Source organism: Streptomyces sp. NPDC048637 (genome assembly GCF_040650675.1).
Lineage (GTDB): Bacteria > Actinomycetota > Actinomycetes > Streptomycetales > Streptomycetaceae > Streptomyces.
The window spans coordinates 75,298-94,026 of record NZ_JBEZHQ010000007.1 but is presented as its reverse complement, the minus strand read 5'-3'; the positions used below and the strand labels follow the sequence as shown (position 1 = coordinate 94,026).

The window sequence follows — 18,729 nt, the reverse complement described above, 5'->3', positions numbered from 1 at the left end:
CGGCGCGCCCATGTCCCGCAGCCGTGGTGCCATGGAAGGGACACCGACGAACGGAACCGTCACCATGACCGGCGCGCCGTCCCTGGCAGCGTGCCTGCACTCCCTGCGGGCCGTCATTTTCGACACCGACGGGGTCATCACCGACTCCGCCCCGGTGCACGCCGCGGCCTGGAAGGGCGCCTTCGACGCCTGCCTCGCGGCCGTGGGCGGGCAGCGCCCCTTCGACCCGGTGGACGACTATCTGCGCTGTGTCGACGGCCGGGCACGGCAGGACGGGGCCGCCGCCTTCCTGCGCTCCCGGGGCCTCGACCTGCCGTTCGGCGACCCGGACGACGCACCGGGCACGGACACCGTCTGCGCCGTCGCGGCCCGTAAGGAAGAGCTGTTCAGCGAGAGCCTGCGGACCCGCCCCATCGCCACCTGGCCCGGCACCGTGCGCCTGCTGCATGCGCTGCAGCACCACGGGGTCCCGTGTGCCGCCGTCTCGGCATCGCGCCATGCGACCGAGCTGCTGTCCGCGGCGGGGGTGCGCCCGCTCTTCGAGGCCGTGGTGGACGGCAACGAGGCGAACCGGCTGCGGCTGCCGGGGAAACCGGACCCGGCGCTCTTCGTGGAAGCGGCACAGCGGCTCGGCGTCCCGCCCCAGGACACTGCCGTGGTGGAGGACGCCCTGGCCGGGGTCGAAGCCGGCCGCCGCGGCGGATTCGGCCTGGTGGTGGGCGTGGACCGGACGGCCGGCCCGTACAGCGCCACCGCACTGCGCCGCCGCGGCGCCGATGTGGTCGTGGCCGACCCCGGCGAGCTGCTGACGTCCGGGGAGGGCGGATGAGCCGCGCCTGGACCTGGTCGTACGAGGGGTACGACCCGGACACGGAACGACTGCGCGAAACCCTGTGCACCCTCGGCAACGGCTACTTCGCCACCCGCGGCGCGGCATCCGAGGTGCTCTCCGGGCCCGCGCACTATCCGGGCACCTACGCCGCCGGCTGCTACAACCGGCTGATCTCCACCGTGTCGGGCCGCCCCGTCGAGAACGAGGACATGGTCAACCTGCCCAACTGGCTCCCGCTGCGCTACCGGATCTGCCCGGCCGACGCGGCCCCCGGCCCCTGGCTCTCCCCCGACCACGCGCACCTGACGGAGCACCGGCAGACACTGGACCTGCGGCACGGCACCCTGACCCGCTGGTCGGTCTACGAGGACGAGGCCGGACGGCGGCTGACCGTGGAGCAGTGCCGCCTGGTGCACATGGGCGAGCCTCATCTGGCCGCGCTGCGCACCTGCTTCGCGTCCGACGGGTGGTCGGGCGCGGTGGAGGTGGAGTCCGGGATCGACGGGGCGGTCCGCAATGCCGGCGTCGCGCGCTACCACGGTCTGGCGGACCAGCATCTGACGGGCTGGGAGACCGGTGCCGAGCAGCCGGACACGGTGTGGCTGAGCTGCCGCACCCTCGACTCGGACATCCGGATCGCGCTGGCCGCCCGGACCCGCACCCCCGCCGGCCACGACGGGACGCCCCGCCCGCAGCTGACCGCGCTCCGGGCGTTCCACACACTGGTCCTGCCGCTCACCCCCGACTCCCCCGCGGTCGTCGAGAAAACGGTGGCGCTGTACACCTCCCGCGACCCGGCGATCGAGAGCCCGCTGCACACCGCCGTGGACGCGGTGGCCCTCGCCCCGCACTTCCGGCAGCTGCGGGCCGAACACCGCCGCGCCTGGGAGAACCTGTGGCGGCAGGCCAAGCTGGAGGTCCCGGGAGCTGCGGGCCGCATCCTGCGGCTGCACCTCTTCCACCTGCTGCAGACCCTCTCGCCGCACACCGCCGAGCTGGATGTCGGGGTGCCGGCGCGGGGCCTGCACGGCGAGGCGTACCGCGGGCATGTCTTCTGGGACGAGCTGTTCGTCCTGCCGTTCCTGAATCTGCACCTCCCAGAGGTCTCCCGGGCCCTGCTCGACTACCGCTACCGGCGGCTGCCCGCCGCCTGCCACGCGGCGCGGGAGGCGGGCCGTGCCGGGGCGATGTACCCGTGGCAGAGCGCGGGCGACGGCCGCGAGGAGACCCAGCAGCTCCATCTCAACCCGCACTCGGGACGCTGGCTGCCCGATCACTCCCGGCTCCAGCACCACGTCGGGTCGGCGATCGCCTACAACGTATGGCAGTACGGTCAGGCCAGCGGCGACACGGAGTTCCTGCACTCCCGGGGTGCGGAGATGCTGCTGGAGATCGCCCGCTTCTGGGCCGCGGCCGCGGACTGGGACGCCGCCCTCGGCCGCTATCACATCCGTGGGGTGGTGGGTCCCGACGAGTACCACGACGGCTATCCGGGAGCCGCCGAACCGGGAGTGGACGACAACGCCTACACCAATGTCACGGCGGCCTGGGTGCTGATGCGCGCACTCGATCTGTGCCGCACGCTGCCCGAGGCCCACCAGCGGCAGCTCTTCGAACAGCTCCAGCTCTCCCCGGAGGAGCCCGAGCAGTGGGACGACATCGCGCACCGGCTCCATGTGCCCTACCACCGCGGGGTGATCAGCCAGTTCGCCGGCTACGGGGACCTCGCCGAGCTCGACTGGCACGGATACCGGCAGCGGTACGGCGACATCCGCCGGCTGGACCGGATCCTGGAGGCGGAGGGCGACACGGTCAACCGCTACCAGGCCTCCAAACAGGCCGATGTCCTGATGCTGGGCTATCTCTTCGCACCGTCGGAGCTCACTGCGCTGTTCCGCCGGCTCGGCCATCCCCTCGACGAGGACACCTGGCACGCCACCGTCGACTACTACCTGCACCGCACCAGCCACGGTTCGACGCTCAGCGCCCTGGTCCACGCCTGGGTCCTGGCCCGGGTACACCGCCCCGACGCCTGGACGTACTGCGAGGAGGCGTTGACCGGGGATGTGGCGGACGTCCAGGGCGGTACCACCGCGGAGGGCATCCATCTGGGCGCGATGGCCGGCACCCTGGACTTCGTCCAGCGCGGGATGACCGGCCTGGAGACCCGCGAACAGGCACTCTGGCTCGATCCGGCGCCACTGCGTGAGCTCTCCAGGTTCGGGGTGCGCATCCGCTACCGGCGCCACTGGGACATCGATCTGCGCATCCGCGCCGCGCAGGTGCGGATCGCGGTACCGGCCTCCGAGAACGCCGCGGTACGGGTGAATCTGCGCGGCCGCTCGTTCGCCCTCGCCCCCGGTATGTCCCGGCGGCTGGACCTGTCTGAGGAATGAGGGGGCCGAAGGGCCCTATCGGGCGTGGCCCGCACGGCCCTCCTGCCCGGCGCGCCCGGCACGTTTGATGGTGACAGCGGCCCGGAGGCCGGAATCGTGCGGGCAGGTGAGACCCATGCGGCGGCAGTCGACAACCCCTCGGCGCGGGCGCCCCCTGGGCGCGCCGACCGTCGTCAAGCTCTTCGGGGAACTGGACTTCCCGAACGCGGCGCGCACCAACGGACGCCTCGACCCCGTGACGGCCGGGGACCATCCGCACATGGTCCTTGACCTGACGCAGGTGGACTTCCTCGACTGCGGCGGTATCGGGGTCCTGTGCCGCGCCCGCCGCCGCACCCGCGCACACGGCGGCCGGCTGTCCCTGGTGATCACCGACCCCCGTTTCCTGCGCCTTCTGGACACCGTCGGTCTCACCGGCAGTTTCGACATCCTCGGTGCCCCTCCGGACACGGCCCGCCCGGCGGACGACGGGCCGTGCACCGCAGGAGGTGACGGGTCCGTCACCGCCGCAGCGGCCCCTCACAGCTGAAGTCCGCGCTGCCGGCCTTGCCCGAGGACCAGATCTCGGTGGGGCCGAAGGAGCAGTTCATATCGGCGAAGTTGTTCGCGGCGGGCTTGGCCCGGTCGAGGAGGAAAAAGTCGACCGTTTCGGCCATGTCCTTGAAGACCTGGTCGGGGCTGCCGGAGTTGCTGAGGTTGGCGGTGATCCGGCCGGCGCAGAGGAACCGGCCGTAGCCCGGGTCGCCGCCGTCCGTGCAGGTGGGCCTGCTGGCGGTGGCGGCGGTGAAGGCGCTCTGGACGTTGGCGGGGGTGGCCAGCTTCAGGGAGCCGTTGGGGACGAACGCCGTGTCCGGCACGAAGAGGTCGTCGACGATGGCGATCTGGGCGTTGAGGAACGCGTCGTACTGCTGCTGGAGCCCCGGGTCGGATCCCATGCGGTTGCGCCAGGAGTCGAACGCGGCCGGGTCGTCGGCGCGCAGGTGCCGGTACATCTCCTGGAGCTTCGCCGGGTAGTCGCGCCACAGGAACTCGAAGAACGTCCCGGCGTAGTTGTAGAAGCGGAAGCCGTCGCCGTCGTAGGTCGCGTGCAACAGCTGCTGGATGCTCATCCGCGGCCCGCCGCCCGCGGTGTCCGCGATGATGCCCTTGACCAGCGAGCGGCGTACCGCGATCCCGTTGTCCCGGGTCGAGCCGTCGAAGAATTCGGCGCTGCCCTCGTCCATGGCGGTGGTGCGGTCGCCCTGGTACCAGGGGCCTTCGCCGAAGAAGCCGGGGACGGCGAAGCGGCCGTTGAGGTAGTGGACGTACTCGTGCCGGAAGAGCTCTTCGAGGGTGAGGGTGGAGTCCTGCGGGACGCGGCGCTGGTAGGTGTAGAAGGTGGCGCCGCGCTCGATGTAGACGCCGCCGTTGTTGGTGCCCATACCGGTGAGCAGCGGGTGGTAGATCTCGTAGTCGGCGCGCGAGGCGTACAGCACGATGGTCAGGGTGGTGTTGGGGTCGCCGGCCAGCGGCTCCGCGGTGCCGACCACCCGGTGGAACTGCGCCCTGACCTGCTTGGACGCATAGTAGAGCTGGTCGACGGTGGCGCGGTCGAGGGCGGTGCGGACCTTGATGGCGCCGTTGTCGTAGGAGTAGGTGCGCGGGAAGATCCGCTTTTCGATGTCCGCCTTGCACACCCCGTACGGTGCGCAGGCCTCGAAGTAGTTCAGCCAGGTGGCGACCTTGGCCCAGGGCTCGCTGCCCTCGCCGTAGTTCTGCACGGTGGTGCCGAGGAGGGCGCCGAGGTCGGTGACGATGCCCGGCTTGAGGGCGGCGATCTCACCGAAGCGGCCGTACTCACTGAGGGCGTCGCGGATGACCCAGGCGTTGGGTGTGCCCTTGAGGTGGGTGTAGCCCACGAAGGCCTTGAAGACGGCACGGTAGTTGGCGTCGGCGGTGACCGCGGCCTGGAAGGCGGTGTCCTTGTTCCCGGGGTAGACGCCCAGGTAGTTGACGGAGAGCGCGGCGAGGGCGGCGTTCCCCCATGACGGGTCCTTGTGGGTGGCGGTGTGGGACGGGTCCATGGTCGCCAGGACCTTGCGGATCAGGCCGAGTTGATGCTGGCGCAGTCCGGGGGCGCTGGCGGCGTTCAGGGCCTCGCGCAGGGTGTCGGCGTTGGCCCGGGTGACGTCGAAGGTGCGGGCCGCGGTGCCGAAGGCGTCGACGGCCCGGCGGATGGCGTCGACGGTGGGGCCGTCGGTGATGTCGATCTCGTCGTGCGAGAAGTCCTGGTAGGCCACCGCGTGCAGATAGGTGAACATCTCGTACAGATGGCTGGTGTTCTTGCCGTCATGGGCGGCGGCCAGACCGCTGATGCGGCGGGCCACGGCCTGGACATGGGCGTCGGACATGATGGGGACGAGCCGGGCGTCCCACGTCCAGACGAGCTTGCGCAGACAGTCGTCGGCGGTGACGGCCGGGTCGGCGAGGAAGTCCGCGAGCTGCTCGGGACTCAGCCCCGTGATCCCGTCGAGGGTGCAGGGAGCGACGCTGGGTCTGGGGCCGTGTGACGCGGTGGCGGGTCTGGTCTGCGGGCCCGGTATCCGGCCCCGCTCGATGCGGGCGCGGGGCGCCGGCGCCGGTGCCGGGGTGAACTTCGGTGTTCTGGCGAGGCGTTGGACCTGGTTGAAGGGGTTGGTGGGGGGCGCCTCGGCACGGTGTCCGGGCTGCTGCGCCCCGGCCCGCTGCGCGGGGAGGGCCGGCGTGTGGGGCGCTGCGTGGGCCGCCTGAACGGCCGGCAGGGCGAGGGTGGTGGCGAGGGTCGCGGCCAGCAGGAGCCTGCGCGGCGTACGCGGATGGGACACCTGAACCTCCGGGAGGGGGTGGGGGGTTGTGGGGGGTGGGGGGTTGCGTGGGGGTGGGGCGATGGCCTTCACTCCACGAGGTGTGACCTATAACATAGTAATGTGAAATTGCACTGACAAGGCTTCAGCACCCTTCTTTCCCGGAGGCGTCGACATGACCTCGCGCACCGCCCCGCTCCACACCGGGAGCCATGACCTGCCGGTGTCGGACGCCCTCGCCGGCTTCATGACCGGCCAGTGGGCCGCCACCCCGCTCCCGGCCGGCTCCCGCGTCCCCGGCTATGCGCTCTTCGCCGGCCGCCGGGACCGGCTCGCCGCCCGCTTTCCCGGCGACCGACTGCTCGTCCCCGCAGGCGAGTTGACGGTCCGTTCCCACGACTGCGATCACCGCTTCCGGCCGCACAGCGCCTACGCCTGGCTGACCGGACTGACGGGCGAGGACCAGCCGGGACATGTGCTGGTGCTGGAGCCGGACGGCGAGGCGGTGCTGTACGTACGGCCGCGCTCACCACGGGACGGCGGCGGGGAGTTCTACCGGGACCGCAAGTACGGCGAGTTCTGGGTGGGCCGCCGCCCCGATCTGGCCGAGGCCGCGCGGCTCACCGGCATCCGCTGCGCCCACCTGGACGACCTGGTGCACCACAGGACCGACCGGGATGCCTCCCGCGATCCCGAACTCGCCTGCACTCTCAGCGAGTTGCGGCTGGTGAAGGACGCCTGGGAGGTCGGGCAGCTGCAACAGGCCGTCGATCACACCGTCGCCGGTTTCGAGGATGTCGTACGGTCCCTCCCCGCCGCGCTGCGCCACCCGCGCGGGGAGCGCTGGATCGAGGGGGTCTTCCAGCTGCGCGCCCGCGCCGAGGGCAACGGCACGGGGTACGAGACCATCGCCGCCGCCGGCGCCCACGCCTGTGTGCTCCACTGGATCCGCAACGACGGCCCGCTCGACCCGGACCAGTTGCTGCTGCTCGACGCGGGTGTGGAGACCGACTCGCTGTACACCGCGGACATCACGCGCACCCTGCCGCTGTCCGGGCGCTTCTCCCCGGTCCAGCGCCGGGTGTACGAGCTGGTGCTCGCCGCGCAGGACGCGGGCATCGCCGCCCTCAAGCCGGGCGCGAGCTTCCGCGACTTCCACCGGGCCTGTATGGGCGTCCTGGCCGAGGGTCTGGCCGACTGGGGTGTGCTGCCCGTCCCGGCGGCGGAGGCACTCGCCCCCGACAGCGGCCTGTACCGGCGTTACACGCTGTGCAGTTCGGGACATATGCTCGGGCTCGATGTGCATGACTGCGGCCGGGCCCGCGCGGAACAGTATCTGGACGGCGTCCTGACGGAAGGCCAGGTACTCACGGTCGAACCGGGGCTCTACCTCCAGCCCGACGACGAGACCCTGCCGCGGGAACTGCGCGGTATCGGCATCCGTATCGAGGACGATCTGGTGATCACGGCGGACGGGGCCCGGCTGATGTCCTCGGCGCTGCCACGTACCGCCGACGGCGTGGAGGAGTGGATGGCGGGGCTCCTCGCCGGAGGGGCGTGAGCCGACGGCCCCTCAGGCCCGTCATGCCCTCAGGCCCGTCGGACGCCCGGGATGCGCAGGGGCCGCGGAACCACCGGCCCGTCCCGGCCCTCGGCCCACAGCGAGCGGACATGGCCGAGGTGGCGGGCCATACAGGACTCGGCCGCCTCGGCATCGCCCGTCAGCATCACCTCCAGCAGTTCCCCGTGCTCCTCGGCGGAGGGCAGCAGCTGGTTGCGCTCGACGAGCCGGGTGAGGCCATAGAGGCGCGAGCGCTTACGCAGGTCGCCGACGGTCTCGACGAGACGGTCATTGCCGCTGAGGCCGAGCAGTTCGAGGTGGAAGCGGCGGTCGGCCTCCAGGTAGCCGATGAGATCGTGCGCACGGGCCGCCGCGACGATCTCCAGGGCGGCCGGACGGAGGGCCTCCAGCTGGGCGCGGGCCGCGGTGCGGGTGACCAGGCCGACGACCGGCACCTCGATCAGCGCCCGGATCTCGGTGTACTGGTCGAGGTCGCGCTCGCTCACCTCGGTGATCCGGAAGCCCTTGTTGCGGACCGGTTCGACCAGCCCCTCCCGGGCCAGGTCGAGCATCGCCTCGCGCACCGGGGTGGCGGAGACCCCGAAGTCCGCGGCCAGGCCCGGGGCCGAGTAGACCGATCCTGGGCGGAGTTCCCCCGCGACAAGGGCCGCGCGCAGCTGATGGACGACCTGATCGCGAAGCCGCTCCTGAGCGGTGATCAGGCTGCGATGCTTGAGTTCACCCATCGTGGTCCTCCGAGTTGCCGCGGGGGGCCAGCGTACAATGTCACGTTGCGCCAATTGCCTGATGGCGGCCGTCCACACCTCCTCCGCGACGCACTCTGCGGGGGCCGGGGGAAGGGCTTGATGACGCCCGAAGAGGTGGCGTGGCGCATGTCCCGCCAGTGGTCCTGACGCGCGTCAGGTGCGGGGAAAGCGGCCCCGGCTCCGCCACAGGCCGTCCCGTCGTAGCGTGGGGGGATGGAGGGAACCGGGGCGGCGGAATCGCCGCCGGGCAGTGGTGAGAGCGGGTTTCCCGCGCATTACGCGAGGCGCTGCGACGGGCTCGCGGAGCTGGACGCGCAGCTGGTCCGCTGCCGGGCCTGTCCCCGGCTGGTGGCCTGGCGGGAGGAGACCGCCGGGCAGCCGCGCGCGGCGTTCCGGGGCCAGGAGTACTGGGCGCGCCCCGTCCCGGGGTTCGGGCCGCCGGACGCGGCGCTGGCCATCGTCGGGCTGGCGCCCGCCGCGCACGGCGGCAATCGCACCGGCCGGATGTTCACCGGGGACGCGTCCGGTGACTTCCTGTTCGCCGCGCTGCATGCGGTCGGCCTCGCCTCCCAGCCCACCGCGACGCATCGGGGCGACGGGCTGGAGCTGTACGGGGTGCGGGTCACCGCACCGGTGCACTGCGCTCCGCCGGAGAACCGGCCGACGCCCGCCGAGCGCCGTACCTGCCGGCCGTGGCTGTCGGCGGAGCTGGAACTCCTCGGCCCGGGCCTGCGTGCGGTCGTGGCGCTGGGCGCCTTCGGCTGGCAGGCGCTGCTGCCCGTCCTCGGCGAGACGGGGTGGCCGCTCCCCCGGCCCCGCCCCGCGTTCGGTCACGGGGTGCAGCTGACCCTGCCCGCCACCGGGCAGCGGCGGGAACTCCAGGTGCTCGGGAGCTACCACCCCAGCCAGCGCAATACGTTCACCGGCCGGCTCACCTTCGACATGCTCGTCGAGCTGCTCGCCCGCGCCGCGGGACTCGCGGGGCTGGGGCCAACAGGGGACTGACTCCCGAGGCCGGACAGGCGTCCGGTGCGCATGGCGCCGCCGCCGTGCGGCCCTGGATGCCGACTTCTATCCTTGGAGCAGGACGGCTGCGCAGACCGGTGGGTCACGGGTCCACCGCCTGAGCGGCCCCGCTGCAGTCCGGTGCGGTGCGGTTGCGCCCTGAAGGGGCGCGGGGAACCGCGCGACCGGCCACGACGCAGCCGCAGTCGAATGACGGCACCTCCCGGCACTTCCCGCGGAACGCTTAGGAGTGCTCGTGCGCCATCCCGTGGCACCTCAGGTCGAGCAGACCGTTTCGCGCGGCTCCTTCTCGCGCCGGGACCGGGCAGTGATCGCCGCTGCCGCGCTGTCCATGCTCATCGTGCAGATGGACTGGTTCGCGCTCGATCTGATGCTGCCGGTCATCGCCAGGGACTTCGGGACCTCATCAACCGACCTCCAGTGGCTGGTCAGTGGATACATGCTGGCCATCGGCGCGTTGATGATCGTCGGTGGCCGGACCGCCGATGTGCACGGGCGGCGACGGGTCATCGTGATCGGACTGATCGTGTTCGCCGCTCTGTCCGTGGTCTGCAGCGCCGCGCAGAACGCCCCCTGGCTCGTGGGCGCGCGCGTCGTGCAGGGGATCGGTGCGGCGCTGATCTTCCCGGTGTCCGTGGCGGTGGTGACCAGTTACTTCCGGGACGACCGGCAGGGACCCGCGGTCGGTACGGTGCTCGCATTCAGTTCCCTCGGGACCGCGCTCGGGCCGTTCGTGGGGGGCGTCTTCGCCGAACACGTCAGCTGGCGTGCGGTGTTCCTGCTGAATGTGCCGGTGTGCCTGGCCGCCACGGTACTGGTGCTGCGTTGTGTCCCCGAGAGCCGCGACGAGCACGCGACCCGCCGTCTCGACCTGCCCGGCGCGGCGGCCGTGGCCCTCGGCCTGGGCTGTCTGATGCTCGCCGTCGACCAGGGGCAGGGCTGGGGGTGGGCCTCCGCGCCCACGCTGGTGACCCTCGCGCTGGGGGTCGCGTTCCTCGTGCTGTTCGTGGCGGTGGAGCGGCGGGCGCCGGAGCCGTTGATCGAGCTGTCGCTCTTCCGCAGTGTGAAGTTCGATGTGATCACCTTGGCGGGCTCACTGTCGAATGTGGTCTATTGCCTGATCGCGGTGCTCGCGGCCCTCTATCTGCAGCAGGCACGGGGGCTGTCGCCGGCTCACGCCGGGGTGATCTTCCTGGCGCTCTCCTGCGGTGTCGGGGCGGCCAGTTACTGGGCTGGGCGGCTGGCCCTGCGCTGGCGTGCCGAGTTGCTGATGGCCTGCGGCATGCTCACCAGCGGCGCCGGGTTGCTGGCACTGACCTGGGTGCGGCCCCTGGGCTGGTACGCGGTGGTCTTCGCGGTCTGCGGGCTGGGCATCGGGCTGGGGTGGGCGCTGACGAATGTGGCCACGCAGGCGCATGTCCCGGCGGACCGGACGGGCGCGGCGTCAGGTCTGGTGCTGACGTCGCTGGTGCTGTTCGGTGCGGTGAGCGTGACGATCGCGGCGACGGTGCTGGAGGCCGTCAGCGGCTCCCCGACGACCGCGGCCGCCGACGGCCCCGCCATCGAGACCGTCCTGCGCGGCACTTCCGTCCTGGCCTTCCTCGGCGCTTTCGGGCTGTTCGCGATCTGCCGGCCACGGCGGCACAGGCACGGTGATGCAGTCGACGGCTGCCACCCCGCGGATGTCGCCTGACGGGCCGTCATCGTGCGGCCGAGCGGGCGGCAGCGACCCTGCCTGTGGCGTACCGGCCGCCGTCGCCCGGCGGCGGTTCCCGCCGGGCCGGGGCGTCATCGTGCGCCGTACACCGGCTGCGGTGTCTCGGCGGCGGTCAGCAGCTTGCGGGCCGTCCCGCCCGCCTCAGCGGGTGTCCAGCGGCTTCCCTTGTCCGCGGTGGGGCCGGGGCGCCAGCCCTCCATCACGGTGATCCGGCCCGCCTCCACCTCGAAGATCCGTCCGGTGACCCCGGCGCTGTCGGCGGACGCCAGCCAGACCACCAGCGGGGAGACGTTCTCCGGGGCCATCGCGTCGAACTCCCCGTCGGCGGGCGCCGCCATCGTCGCGGCGAAGGTCTGCTCGGTCATCCGGGTACGGGCGGCCGGTGCGATGGCGTTGACCTGTACGCCGTAGCGGGCCATCTCGGCGGCGGCGACGAGGGTGAGACCGATGATGCCGGCCTTGGCAGCCGAATAGTTGCCCTGGCCGACGCTGCCGAGCAGCCCGGCACCCGAACCCGTGTTGATGATCCGGGCGTCGGGCGTACGGCCGGCCTTGGTCTCGGCGCGCCAGTGCGCGGCGGCGTGCCGCAACGGCAGGAAGTGGCCCTTGAGATGGACGCGGATGACGGCGTCCCAGTCGTCCTCGTCGAGGTTGACGAGCATCCGGTCGCGCAGGAACCCGGCGTTGTTGACGAGGGCGTCGAGGCGGCCGAAGGTGTCCAGGGCGGTGGTGACGAGCGAGGCGGCGCCGTCGGTGGTGGTGATGTCGCCGGTGTGGGCGGCGGCCCGGCCGCCGTGGGCCCGGATCTCGTCGGCGACCTGCTCGGCCGGTCCGGCCGAGGTGCCGGCTCCGTCGGGAGCCACCCCGAGGTCGTTCACCACGACCTCCGCCCCTTCCGCGGCGAGGGCCAGGGCATGGGCGCGGCCCAGGCCGCGGCCCGCTCCGGTGACGACGGCGACGCGTCCCGTGCAGATACCGGTGCCGGTCATATCAGGTCTCCTGTTCCGTCATGGCGGATCTCCTCGGGGGCTTCGGGCGCACCGGGGTGGTTGACGGTGGCGGCGTCGAGGAAGGCGGGGCGCTCACCACCGCCGTGGACGAGCAGGCTCGCGCCGGTCAGATACGCGGCACGGTCGGAGGCGAGGAAGACGCACGCATCGCCGATCTCGGCGGGTTCGGCGAGCCGGCCGAGCGGGACGGTGGCTCCGACGGCGGCGATACCCGCCTCGTCTCCGTAGTGCAGCGCGGCGAGTTCGGTGCGCACCATGCCGAGCACGAGGGTGTTGACCCGGACCCGGGGCGCCCATTCGACGGCCATGGAGCGGGCCAGCTGGTCCAGGCCCGCCTTGGCCGCGCCATAGGCGGCGGTGCCGGGTGAGGGGCGGGTGCCGCTGACGCTGCCGATCATGATGACCGAACCACCGGCCGGCCGGTCGCGCAGCACCTCGTACGCGGCGAGCGAGGCGGTCAGCGGTGCAAGGAGGTTCAGTTCGACGACCCGGGCATGCCGTTCGGCGGTGGTCTGCCCGAGCAGCCGGTACGGCGTGCCCCCGGCGTTGTTGACCAGGCAGTCCAGCCGCCCGTGTGCCGCCGCGACCTGCGGGAAGAAGGCCCGGACGGCGGCCGGGTCGCGCAGGTCTAGGGGTCGGAAGTGCGCCGTGCGGCCGGCCGCGGTGACGGGGGTGTCCGGCGGCCGGCGGGCGCAGACCACGACCTCCGCACCGGCCTGCAGAAACGCGCGGGCGATGCCTGCACCGACGCCCCGGGTGCCGCCGGTGACGACGGCCACCCGTCCGGTCAGATCGAGGGTCAGGCTCATTCGGCACCCCTCCCGCAGCGCGCGATCCGCTGCTAGCTTCGCTACCTAACAAACGCTTGGTGGAAAGGTAGCTGATCGCCTCATGGGTGTCTCCACCTCCACACCGGACAAGGGCATCGCCGTCATCACCGTCGACTTCCCTCCGGTCAACGCCCTTCCCGTACAGGGCTGGTACGACCTGGCCGACGCGGTGCGCGTGGCCGGCCACGACCCCGGCATCCGCTGTGTCGTCCTCGCCGCCGCGGGCCGCGGCTTCAACGCGGGCGTCGACATCAAGGAGATGCAGCGGGACACCGCGGCAGGCGGCCATGGCGTCCTCATCGGCGCCAACCACGGCTGCGCCGAGGCCTTTTCGGCGGTGTACGCCTGCGAGGTACCCGTGGTCGCGGCGGTGCACGGCTTCTGTCTGGGCGGCGGCATCGGTCTCGTCGGCAACGCGGATGCGATCGTGGCGAGCGACGACGCCACCTTCGGGCTGCCGGAGCTGGACCGCGGCGCGCTCGGCGCGGCCACCCATCTGGCCCGGCTGGTCCCCCAGCATCTGATGCGCGCGCTCTACTACACCTCGCGTACCGCCACCGCCGCCGAACTGCAGGCGCACGGCTCGGTCTGGAAGGTCGTCCCGCGCGCCGAACTGACCCGCGCCGCCCAGGACTTGGCGCGGGAGATCGCACAGAAGGACGGCACTCTCCTCCGTCTCGCCAAGGCCGCCCTCAACGGCATCGACCCCGTCGACGTCCGGCGCAGTTACCGCTTCGAGCAGGGCTTCACCTTCGAGGCGAACCTCAGCGGGGTCGCCGACCGCGTCCGCGACAGCTTCGGTACGCCCCACGGCGTACCGGCCAAGGAGGGCTGAGCCATGTCCGACAAGACCATGACGCCCGAGGAGGTCGTCTCCCGGCTGCAGAGCGGGATGACCCTCGGCATCGGCGGCTGGGGGTCACGCCGTAAGCCGATGGCGCTGGTGCGCGCGCTGCTCCGCTCCGACATCACCGATCTCACCGTGGTCTCGTACGGCGGGCCCGATGTCGGGCTGCTCGCCGCCGCGGGCCGGATCCGCAAGCTGGTCGCGGCGTTCGCGACCCTGGACTCGATCCCCCTCGAACCGCACTTCCGCGCGGCCCGTCAACGCGGCGCGTTCGCACTGACGGAGATCGACGAGGCGATGTTCATGTGGGGCCTGCACGCCGCCGCCAACCGGCTGCCGTTCCTCCCCGTACGGGCCGGTCTCGGATCGGACGTCATGCGCGTCAACCCCGGTCTGCGGACCGTCACCTCACCGTACGAGGACGGCGAGACCCTCGTCGCCGTGCCGGCCCTGCGCATGGATGCCGCGCTGGTCCATCTGAACCGTGCCGACCGCCTCGGCAACGGCCAGTACCTGGGCCCCGACCCGTACTTCGACGATCTGTTCTGCGAGGCGGCGGACCACGCGTATCTGTCCTGTGAACGGCTCGTGGACGACTTCTCCACCGCCGTCCCGCAGACCCTCCTGGTGAACCGGCACTCGGTCACCGGGGTCGTCGAGGCCCCCAACGGCGCGCACTTCACCTCCTGCGTCCCGGACTACGGCCGTGACGAGGCCTTCCAGAAGCTGTATGCGACCACGCCCTGGCCGGAGTTCGCCGAGCGGTTCCTGTCCGGGGACGAGAAGACCTATCAGTCCGCGGTCCAGACCTGGCACAAGGAGCAGACGTGAGCCGGACCAGCACCACGACCCGCGCCGAGTACTGCGTGATCGCCTGCGCCGACGCCTGGCGCGACAACGGCGAGGTGCTCGCCGGCCCGATGGGCCTGATCCCGTCGATCGGCGCCCGGCTCGCCAAGCGCACCTTCTCGCCCGACCTGCTGCTCACCGACGGCGAGGCGATGCTCGTGAGCGTCGACGGGGCGGCCGAGGGCTGGCTTCCGTACCGCCGGCATCTCACCATGGTCACCGGCGGCAGGCGCCATGTGATGATGGGCGCGAGTCAGCTCGACCGCTTCGGCAACCAGAACATCTCCTGCATCGGCGACTGGCAGCAGCCCGCCCGCCAGCTCCTCGGGGTGCGCGGCGCCCCCGTCAACACCCTCAACAATCCGGTGAGTTACTGGGTGCCGAAGCATTCGCGGCGGGTCTTCGTCGAGAAGGTCGACATGATCAGCGGGGTCGGGTACGACAGCGCGGCCGCCGCCGGCCCGTCCGCGACCCGCTACCACCGCATTCCGCGGGTCGTCTCGAACCTCGGCGTCCTCGACTTCGCGACCCCGGACCGGGCCATGCGGCTCGCCTCCGTCCATCCCGGTGTGACGGCCGAGGAGGTCCAGGCGGCGACCGGGTTCCGGCTCGCCCGGCCCCACGATGTGCCCTGCACCCGGGAGCCCACCGCCACGGAACTGCGGCTGATCCGGACGGTCATCGACCCGGACGGGCTGCGCGACCGCGAGGTGCCGCCGGTATGACGGCCACCACCGGGATCGAGACCCCGCTGACCAGGCTCGTCGGGGTGCGCCATCCCCTGGTGCAGACCGGCATGGGGTGGGTGGCCGGGCCCCGGCTCGTCTCGGCCGCGGCCAACGCCGGCGCCCTGGGCATCCTCGCCTCGGCCACCATGACCGTCGAGCAGCTGCGGGCAGCGGTCCACGAGGTCAAGTCCCGTACGGACGCGCCGTTCGGGGTCAATCTGCGGGCGGACGCGGGGGACGCGGCCGAGCGGGTGCGCCTGATCGTGGCGGAGGGCGTACGGGTCGCCTCGTTCGCCCTGGCCCCCTCCCGTGAGCTGATCGCCCGGCTCAAGGATGCGGGGGTCGTCGTCATCCCGTCCGTCGGGGCGCGCCGCCATGCCGAGAAGGTCGCGGCCTGGGGCGCGGACGCGGTCGTCGTACAGGGCGGGGAGGGCGGCGGGCACACCGGGAACGTCGCCACGACCGTGCTGCTCCCGCAGGTCGTGGACGCGGTCGACATCCCGGTGATCGCCGCGGGCGGCTTCTTCGACGGCCGCGGTCTGGTCGCGGCGCTGGCCTACGGTGCGGCGGGGGTCGCGATGGGCACCCGCTTTCTGCTGACGTCCGACAGCACCGTGCCGCCCACCGTCCAGGCCCGCTATCTGGCGGCGGCCGCCAAGGACATCACCGTCACCACGAAGGTGGACGGTCTGCCGCACCGGATGCTGCGCAGCGAGCTGGTCGAGACGCTGGAGCGGTCCGGGCGCGGCACCGCGCTGCTCCGGGCGGTGCGCCATGCCGCGTCGTTCCGGAAGCTGTCGGGTCTGAGCTGGGCTCAGATGGTCCGTGACGGCCTGGCGATGAGACATGGCAGGGACCTCTCCTGGAGCCAGGTCCTGCTCGCGGCCAACACACCCATGCTGCTGAAGGCGTCGATGGTCGAGGGGCGCACCGATCTCGGGGTGATGGCCTCCGGCCAGGTCGCCGGGGTGATCGAGGATCTTCCGTCGTGCGCGGGGCTGGTCGACCGGATCATGGCCGAAGCGTGCCGGACACTGGCCGCGCTGCCGCCGCACGCGCCGCGCTGAGCGGACCGCCGCTGCCGCGGCCCGGCCGGAGCGGGTACCGGCCGGGCCGCGGCAGGGTGCGCCGGACCGTCGTACCGTGGGTCCGTCAGAGACGCTCGATGATCGTGACGTTGGCCTGGCCGCCGCCCTCGCACATGGTCTGCAGCCCGAACCGGCCGCCGGTGCGCTCCAGTTCGTGCAGCAGGGTGGTCATCAGCCGGACGCCGGTCGCGCCGAGCGGGTGGCCGAGGGCGATGGCGCCGCCGTTGACATTGACCCGCTCCGGATCGGCGCCGGTCTCCTTCAGCCAGGCCAGCACCACGGGCGCGAACGCCTCGTTGATCTCGACCAGGTCGATGTCGCCGATCGACATGCCGGCCTTCTTCAGGGCGTACGCCGTCGCCGGGATCGGTGCGGACAGCATCCGGATGGGGTCCTCACCGCGCACCGACAGCTGGTGGATGCGGGCGCGCGGGGTGAGACCGTGCTCGGCCACCGCCCGCTCGGAGGCCAGGAGCATGGCGGCCGCACCGTCGGAGACCTGCGAGGACACCGCCGCGGTCAGCCGGCCGCCCTCGACGACCGGCGGCAGTCCGGCCATCTTCTCCAGCGAGGTGGTGCGCCGTGGTCCCTCGTCGGTGGTGACGTCCCCGTAGGCGACGAGCTCGCGGTCGAAGCGGCCCTCGTCGATGGCGCGGACGGCCCGCCGGTGCGAACGGAGCGCGAACTCCTCCATGTCCTCGCGGGAGAGGTGCCACTTGGCGGCGATCAGTTCGGCACCGTGGAACTGGTTGACGGGCGCCGCGCCGTAGCGGGCCCGCCAGCCCTCCGAGCCGGCGAACGGGCCGTCGGTCAGTCCCAGCGGGGCGGCGGCCTGCCGGCTGGCGAAGGCGATCGGGATCTGCGACATGTTCTGCACGCCGCCCGCGACCACCAGGTCCTGGGTGCCGGAGAGCACGCCCTGGGCCGCGAAATGGACGGCCTGCTGGGAGGAGCCGCACTGGCGGTCAATGGTGACGCCGGGCACCTCCTCGGGCAGTCCGGCGGCCAGCCAGCACGTCCGGGCGATGTCCCCGGCCTGCGGTCCCACCGTGTCCAGACAGCCGAAGACGACGTCCTCGACGGCGGAAGGGTCGGCGCCGGTGCGTGCCATCAGTGCCGTCAGTACATGGGCGCCCAGGTCGGCGGGGTGGACGGCGGACAGACCGCCGCCCTTCTTGCCGACCGGGGTACGGACCGCGTCAACGATGTAGGCCTCGGACATGAGGGTCTCCCTGGTCAGATTCTGCGGAGGTGCCGGTCGGTTCCGCAAGGCGATGCCGACGGCAGGTGCGGGCGGCGCGCTCCTGGGGACTGTCCGAGGGGTCGGACAGACCCTGGGGGCGGTTCGGTGCGCCCGGCCGGTGGCGGGCGGTGTCGCGTACCGGGCCTCCGGCCGGCGATGGCTCACGCATGCTGGGAGCTGACGGACACCGTTTCGCCGGTCATGTACGAGGCGTAGTCGCCGGCCAGGAAGACGATGACATTGGCGACTTCCCAGGGTTCGGCGTAGCGGCCGAACGCCTCGCGCTCGGTGAGCTCCGCGAGCAGCTCGGGGGTGGTCACCTTCACCAGATGCGGGTGCAGGGCGAGGCTGGGCGAGACCGCGTTGACGCGGACGCCGTACTCGGCGGCCTCCATGGCGGCACAGCGGGTCAGTGCCATCACCCCGGCCTTGGCCGCGGCGTAGTGGGCCTGGCCACGCTGGGCGCGCCAGCCGACGACGGAGGCATTGTTGACGATCACTCCGCCGCTGCCGGTGGCTTTCATCCGGCGCAGCGCCGCCCGGGTGCAGCGGAAGGTGCCGTTCAGCGTCACATCGAGGACCTTGCTCCACTGTTCGTCGGTCATCTCGACGAGATCGGCGGTGCCACCGAGCCCGGCGTTGTTGACCACGATGTCGAGCCGCCCATGGCGCTCTTCTGCCAGCTCCAGCAGGGCGTTGACCTGGTCTTCGTCGGTGACATCGCAGGGCAGGGAAGCCACTGTGCCCGCACCGAACTCCGCGGTGAGCGCCGCGGCGCTCTCCTTCAGCCGGCGCGCATGGGCGTCGCCGATGACGATGCGGGCGCCCTCCTCCAGGAACCTGCGGGCGGTGGCGCCGCCGATGCCGGCTCCGGCGGCCGCGGTGATGACGGCGGTGCGTCCGTCGAGCAGATGGTGGCCGGGTACGTAAGGGGGCGGTGTCATACGCGAGCCTCCAGCGGATGGTCTCCAGGCCGGTCCAGGTCCGGGCGATCCGGTCACGGAACAGCGAAG

Annotated in this window: 16 protein-coding genes; 10 read left to right on the top strand and 6 right to left on the bottom strand. The window is 72.2% G+C overall.

All coding sequences use genetic code 11. The features are described 5' to 3' along the window. Window positions 1-64: 64 nt before the first annotated feature. From AB0C46_RS12485 to AB0C46_RS12475, 3 genes are all read left to right on the top strand, one after another. Entirely contained in the window at window positions 65-829 is a 765-nt protein-coding gene (locus tag AB0C46_RS12485; protein ID WP_362827774.1) for an HAD-IA family hydrolase, read from the top strand. Beyond that, the gene (locus tag AB0C46_RS12480) at window positions 826-3,228 is read left to right on the top strand and encodes a glycosyl hydrolase family 65 protein (protein ID WP_362827773.1); all 2,403 of its coding nucleotides are present in this window, start codon (window positions 826-828) and stop codon (window positions 3,226-3,228) included. The genes AB0C46_RS12485 and AB0C46_RS12480 overlap by 4 nt, the downstream gene beginning before the upstream one ends. Before the next feature lie 115 nt (window positions 3,229-3,343). After that, window positions 3,344-3,757: an STAS domain-containing protein gene (locus tag AB0C46_RS12475; protein ID WP_362827772.1), complete on the top strand. Its 414-nt coding sequence runs from the start codon at window positions 3,344-3,346 to the stop codon at window positions 3,755-3,757. Here AB0C46_RS12475 and AB0C46_RS12470 read toward each other — a convergent pair. Further along, on the bottom strand, window positions 3,729-6,071 hold the full coding sequence (locus AB0C46_RS12470; RefSeq protein ID WP_362827771.1) for a collagenase: 2,343 nt from the start codon (window positions 6,069-6,071) through the stop codon (window positions 3,729-3,731). The two genes, AB0C46_RS12475 and AB0C46_RS12470, sit on opposite strands and share 29 nt — an antisense overlap. Before the next feature lie 154 nt (window positions 6,072-6,225). Here AB0C46_RS12470 and AB0C46_RS12465 point away from each other — a divergent pair, with 154 nt between their 5' ends. Beyond that, a complete protein-coding gene (locus AB0C46_RS12465) occupies window positions 6,226-7,611 on the top strand; it encodes an aminopeptidase P family protein (RefSeq protein ID WP_362827770.1) in 1,386 nt (461 codons plus the stop codon). Between the two features lie 29 nt (window positions 7,612-7,640). Here the strand turns inward: AB0C46_RS12465 and AB0C46_RS12460 are convergent, their stop codons facing one another. Continuing rightward, entirely contained in the window at window positions 7,641-8,357 is a 717-nt protein-coding gene (locus AB0C46_RS12460; protein ID WP_362827769.1) for a GntR family transcriptional regulator, read from the bottom strand. Window positions 8,358-8,591: 234 nt separating this feature from the next. On the opposite strand from AB0C46_RS12460, the gene AB0C46_RS12455 reads away from it, so the two are divergent. Both AB0C46_RS12455 and AB0C46_RS12450 read left to right on the top strand, forming a co-directional pair. After that, window positions 8,592-9,383 carry a uracil-DNA glycosylase gene (locus AB0C46_RS12455; RefSeq protein ID WP_362827768.1) on the top strand — a complete coding sequence of 264 codons (792 nt, stop codon included), beginning with the start codon at window positions 8,592-8,594 and terminating at the stop codon, window positions 9,381-9,383. 256 nt (window positions 9,384-9,639) lie between these two features. Continuing rightward, entirely contained in the window at window positions 9,640-11,097 is a 1,458-nt protein-coding gene (locus AB0C46_RS12450; RefSeq protein ID WP_362827767.1) for an MFS transporter, read from the top strand. 95 nt (window positions 11,098-11,192) lie between these two features. Here AB0C46_RS12450 and AB0C46_RS12445 read toward each other — a convergent pair whose 3' ends face one another. Continuing rightward, entirely contained in the window at window positions 11,193-12,110 is a 918-nt protein-coding gene (locus AB0C46_RS12445; protein ID WP_362827766.1) for an SDR family oxidoreductase, read from the bottom strand. After that, on the bottom strand, window positions 12,107-12,940 hold the full coding sequence (locus tag AB0C46_RS12440; RefSeq protein ID WP_362827765.1) for an SDR family oxidoreductase: 834 nt from the start codon (window positions 12,938-12,940) through the stop codon (window positions 12,107-12,109). The genes AB0C46_RS12445 and AB0C46_RS12440 overlap by 4 nt, the downstream gene beginning before the upstream one ends. A gap of 82 nt (window positions 12,941-13,022) precedes the next feature. On the opposite strand from AB0C46_RS12440, the gene AB0C46_RS12435 reads away from it, so the two are divergent. From AB0C46_RS12435 to AB0C46_RS12420, 4 genes are read left to right on the top strand one after another with little or no spacing between them, the layout of a single operon-like run. Next, a complete protein-coding gene (locus AB0C46_RS12435; protein WP_362827764.1) occupies window positions 13,023-13,796 on the top strand; it encodes an enoyl-CoA hydratase family protein in 774 nt (257 codons plus the stop codon). 3 nt (window positions 13,797-13,799) lie between these two features. Continuing rightward, window positions 13,800-14,639: a CoA-transferase gene (locus AB0C46_RS12430; RefSeq protein ID WP_362827763.1), complete on the top strand. Its 840-nt coding sequence runs from the start codon at window positions 13,800-13,802 to the stop codon at window positions 14,637-14,639. After that, the gene (locus AB0C46_RS12425) at window positions 14,636-15,382 is read left to right on the top strand and encodes a CoA-transferase (RefSeq protein ID WP_362827762.1); all 747 of its coding nucleotides are present in this window, start codon (window positions 14,636-14,638) and stop codon (window positions 15,380-15,382) included. Before AB0C46_RS12430 ends, AB0C46_RS12425 begins: the two co-directional genes overlap by 4 nt. Continuing rightward, window positions 15,379-16,452, top strand: a complete 1,074-nt coding sequence (locus AB0C46_RS12420; protein WP_362827761.1) for a nitronate monooxygenase — start codon at window positions 15,379-15,381, stop codon at window positions 16,450-16,452. Before AB0C46_RS12425 ends, AB0C46_RS12420 begins: the two co-directional genes overlap by 4 nt. A gap of 85 nt (window positions 16,453-16,537) precedes the next feature. Here the strand turns inward: AB0C46_RS12420 and AB0C46_RS12415 are convergent, their stop codons facing one another. Beyond that, window positions 16,538-17,695, bottom strand: a complete 1,158-nt coding sequence (locus AB0C46_RS12415) for an acetyl-CoA C-acetyltransferase (protein ID WP_362827760.1) — start codon at window positions 17,693-17,695, stop codon at window positions 16,538-16,540. A gap of 182 nt (window positions 17,696-17,877) precedes the next feature. After that, a complete protein-coding gene (locus tag AB0C46_RS12410; protein ID WP_362827759.1) occupies window positions 17,878-18,660 on the bottom strand; it encodes an SDR family oxidoreductase in 783 nt (260 codons plus the stop codon). Window positions 18,661-18,729 lie beyond the last annotated feature (69 nt).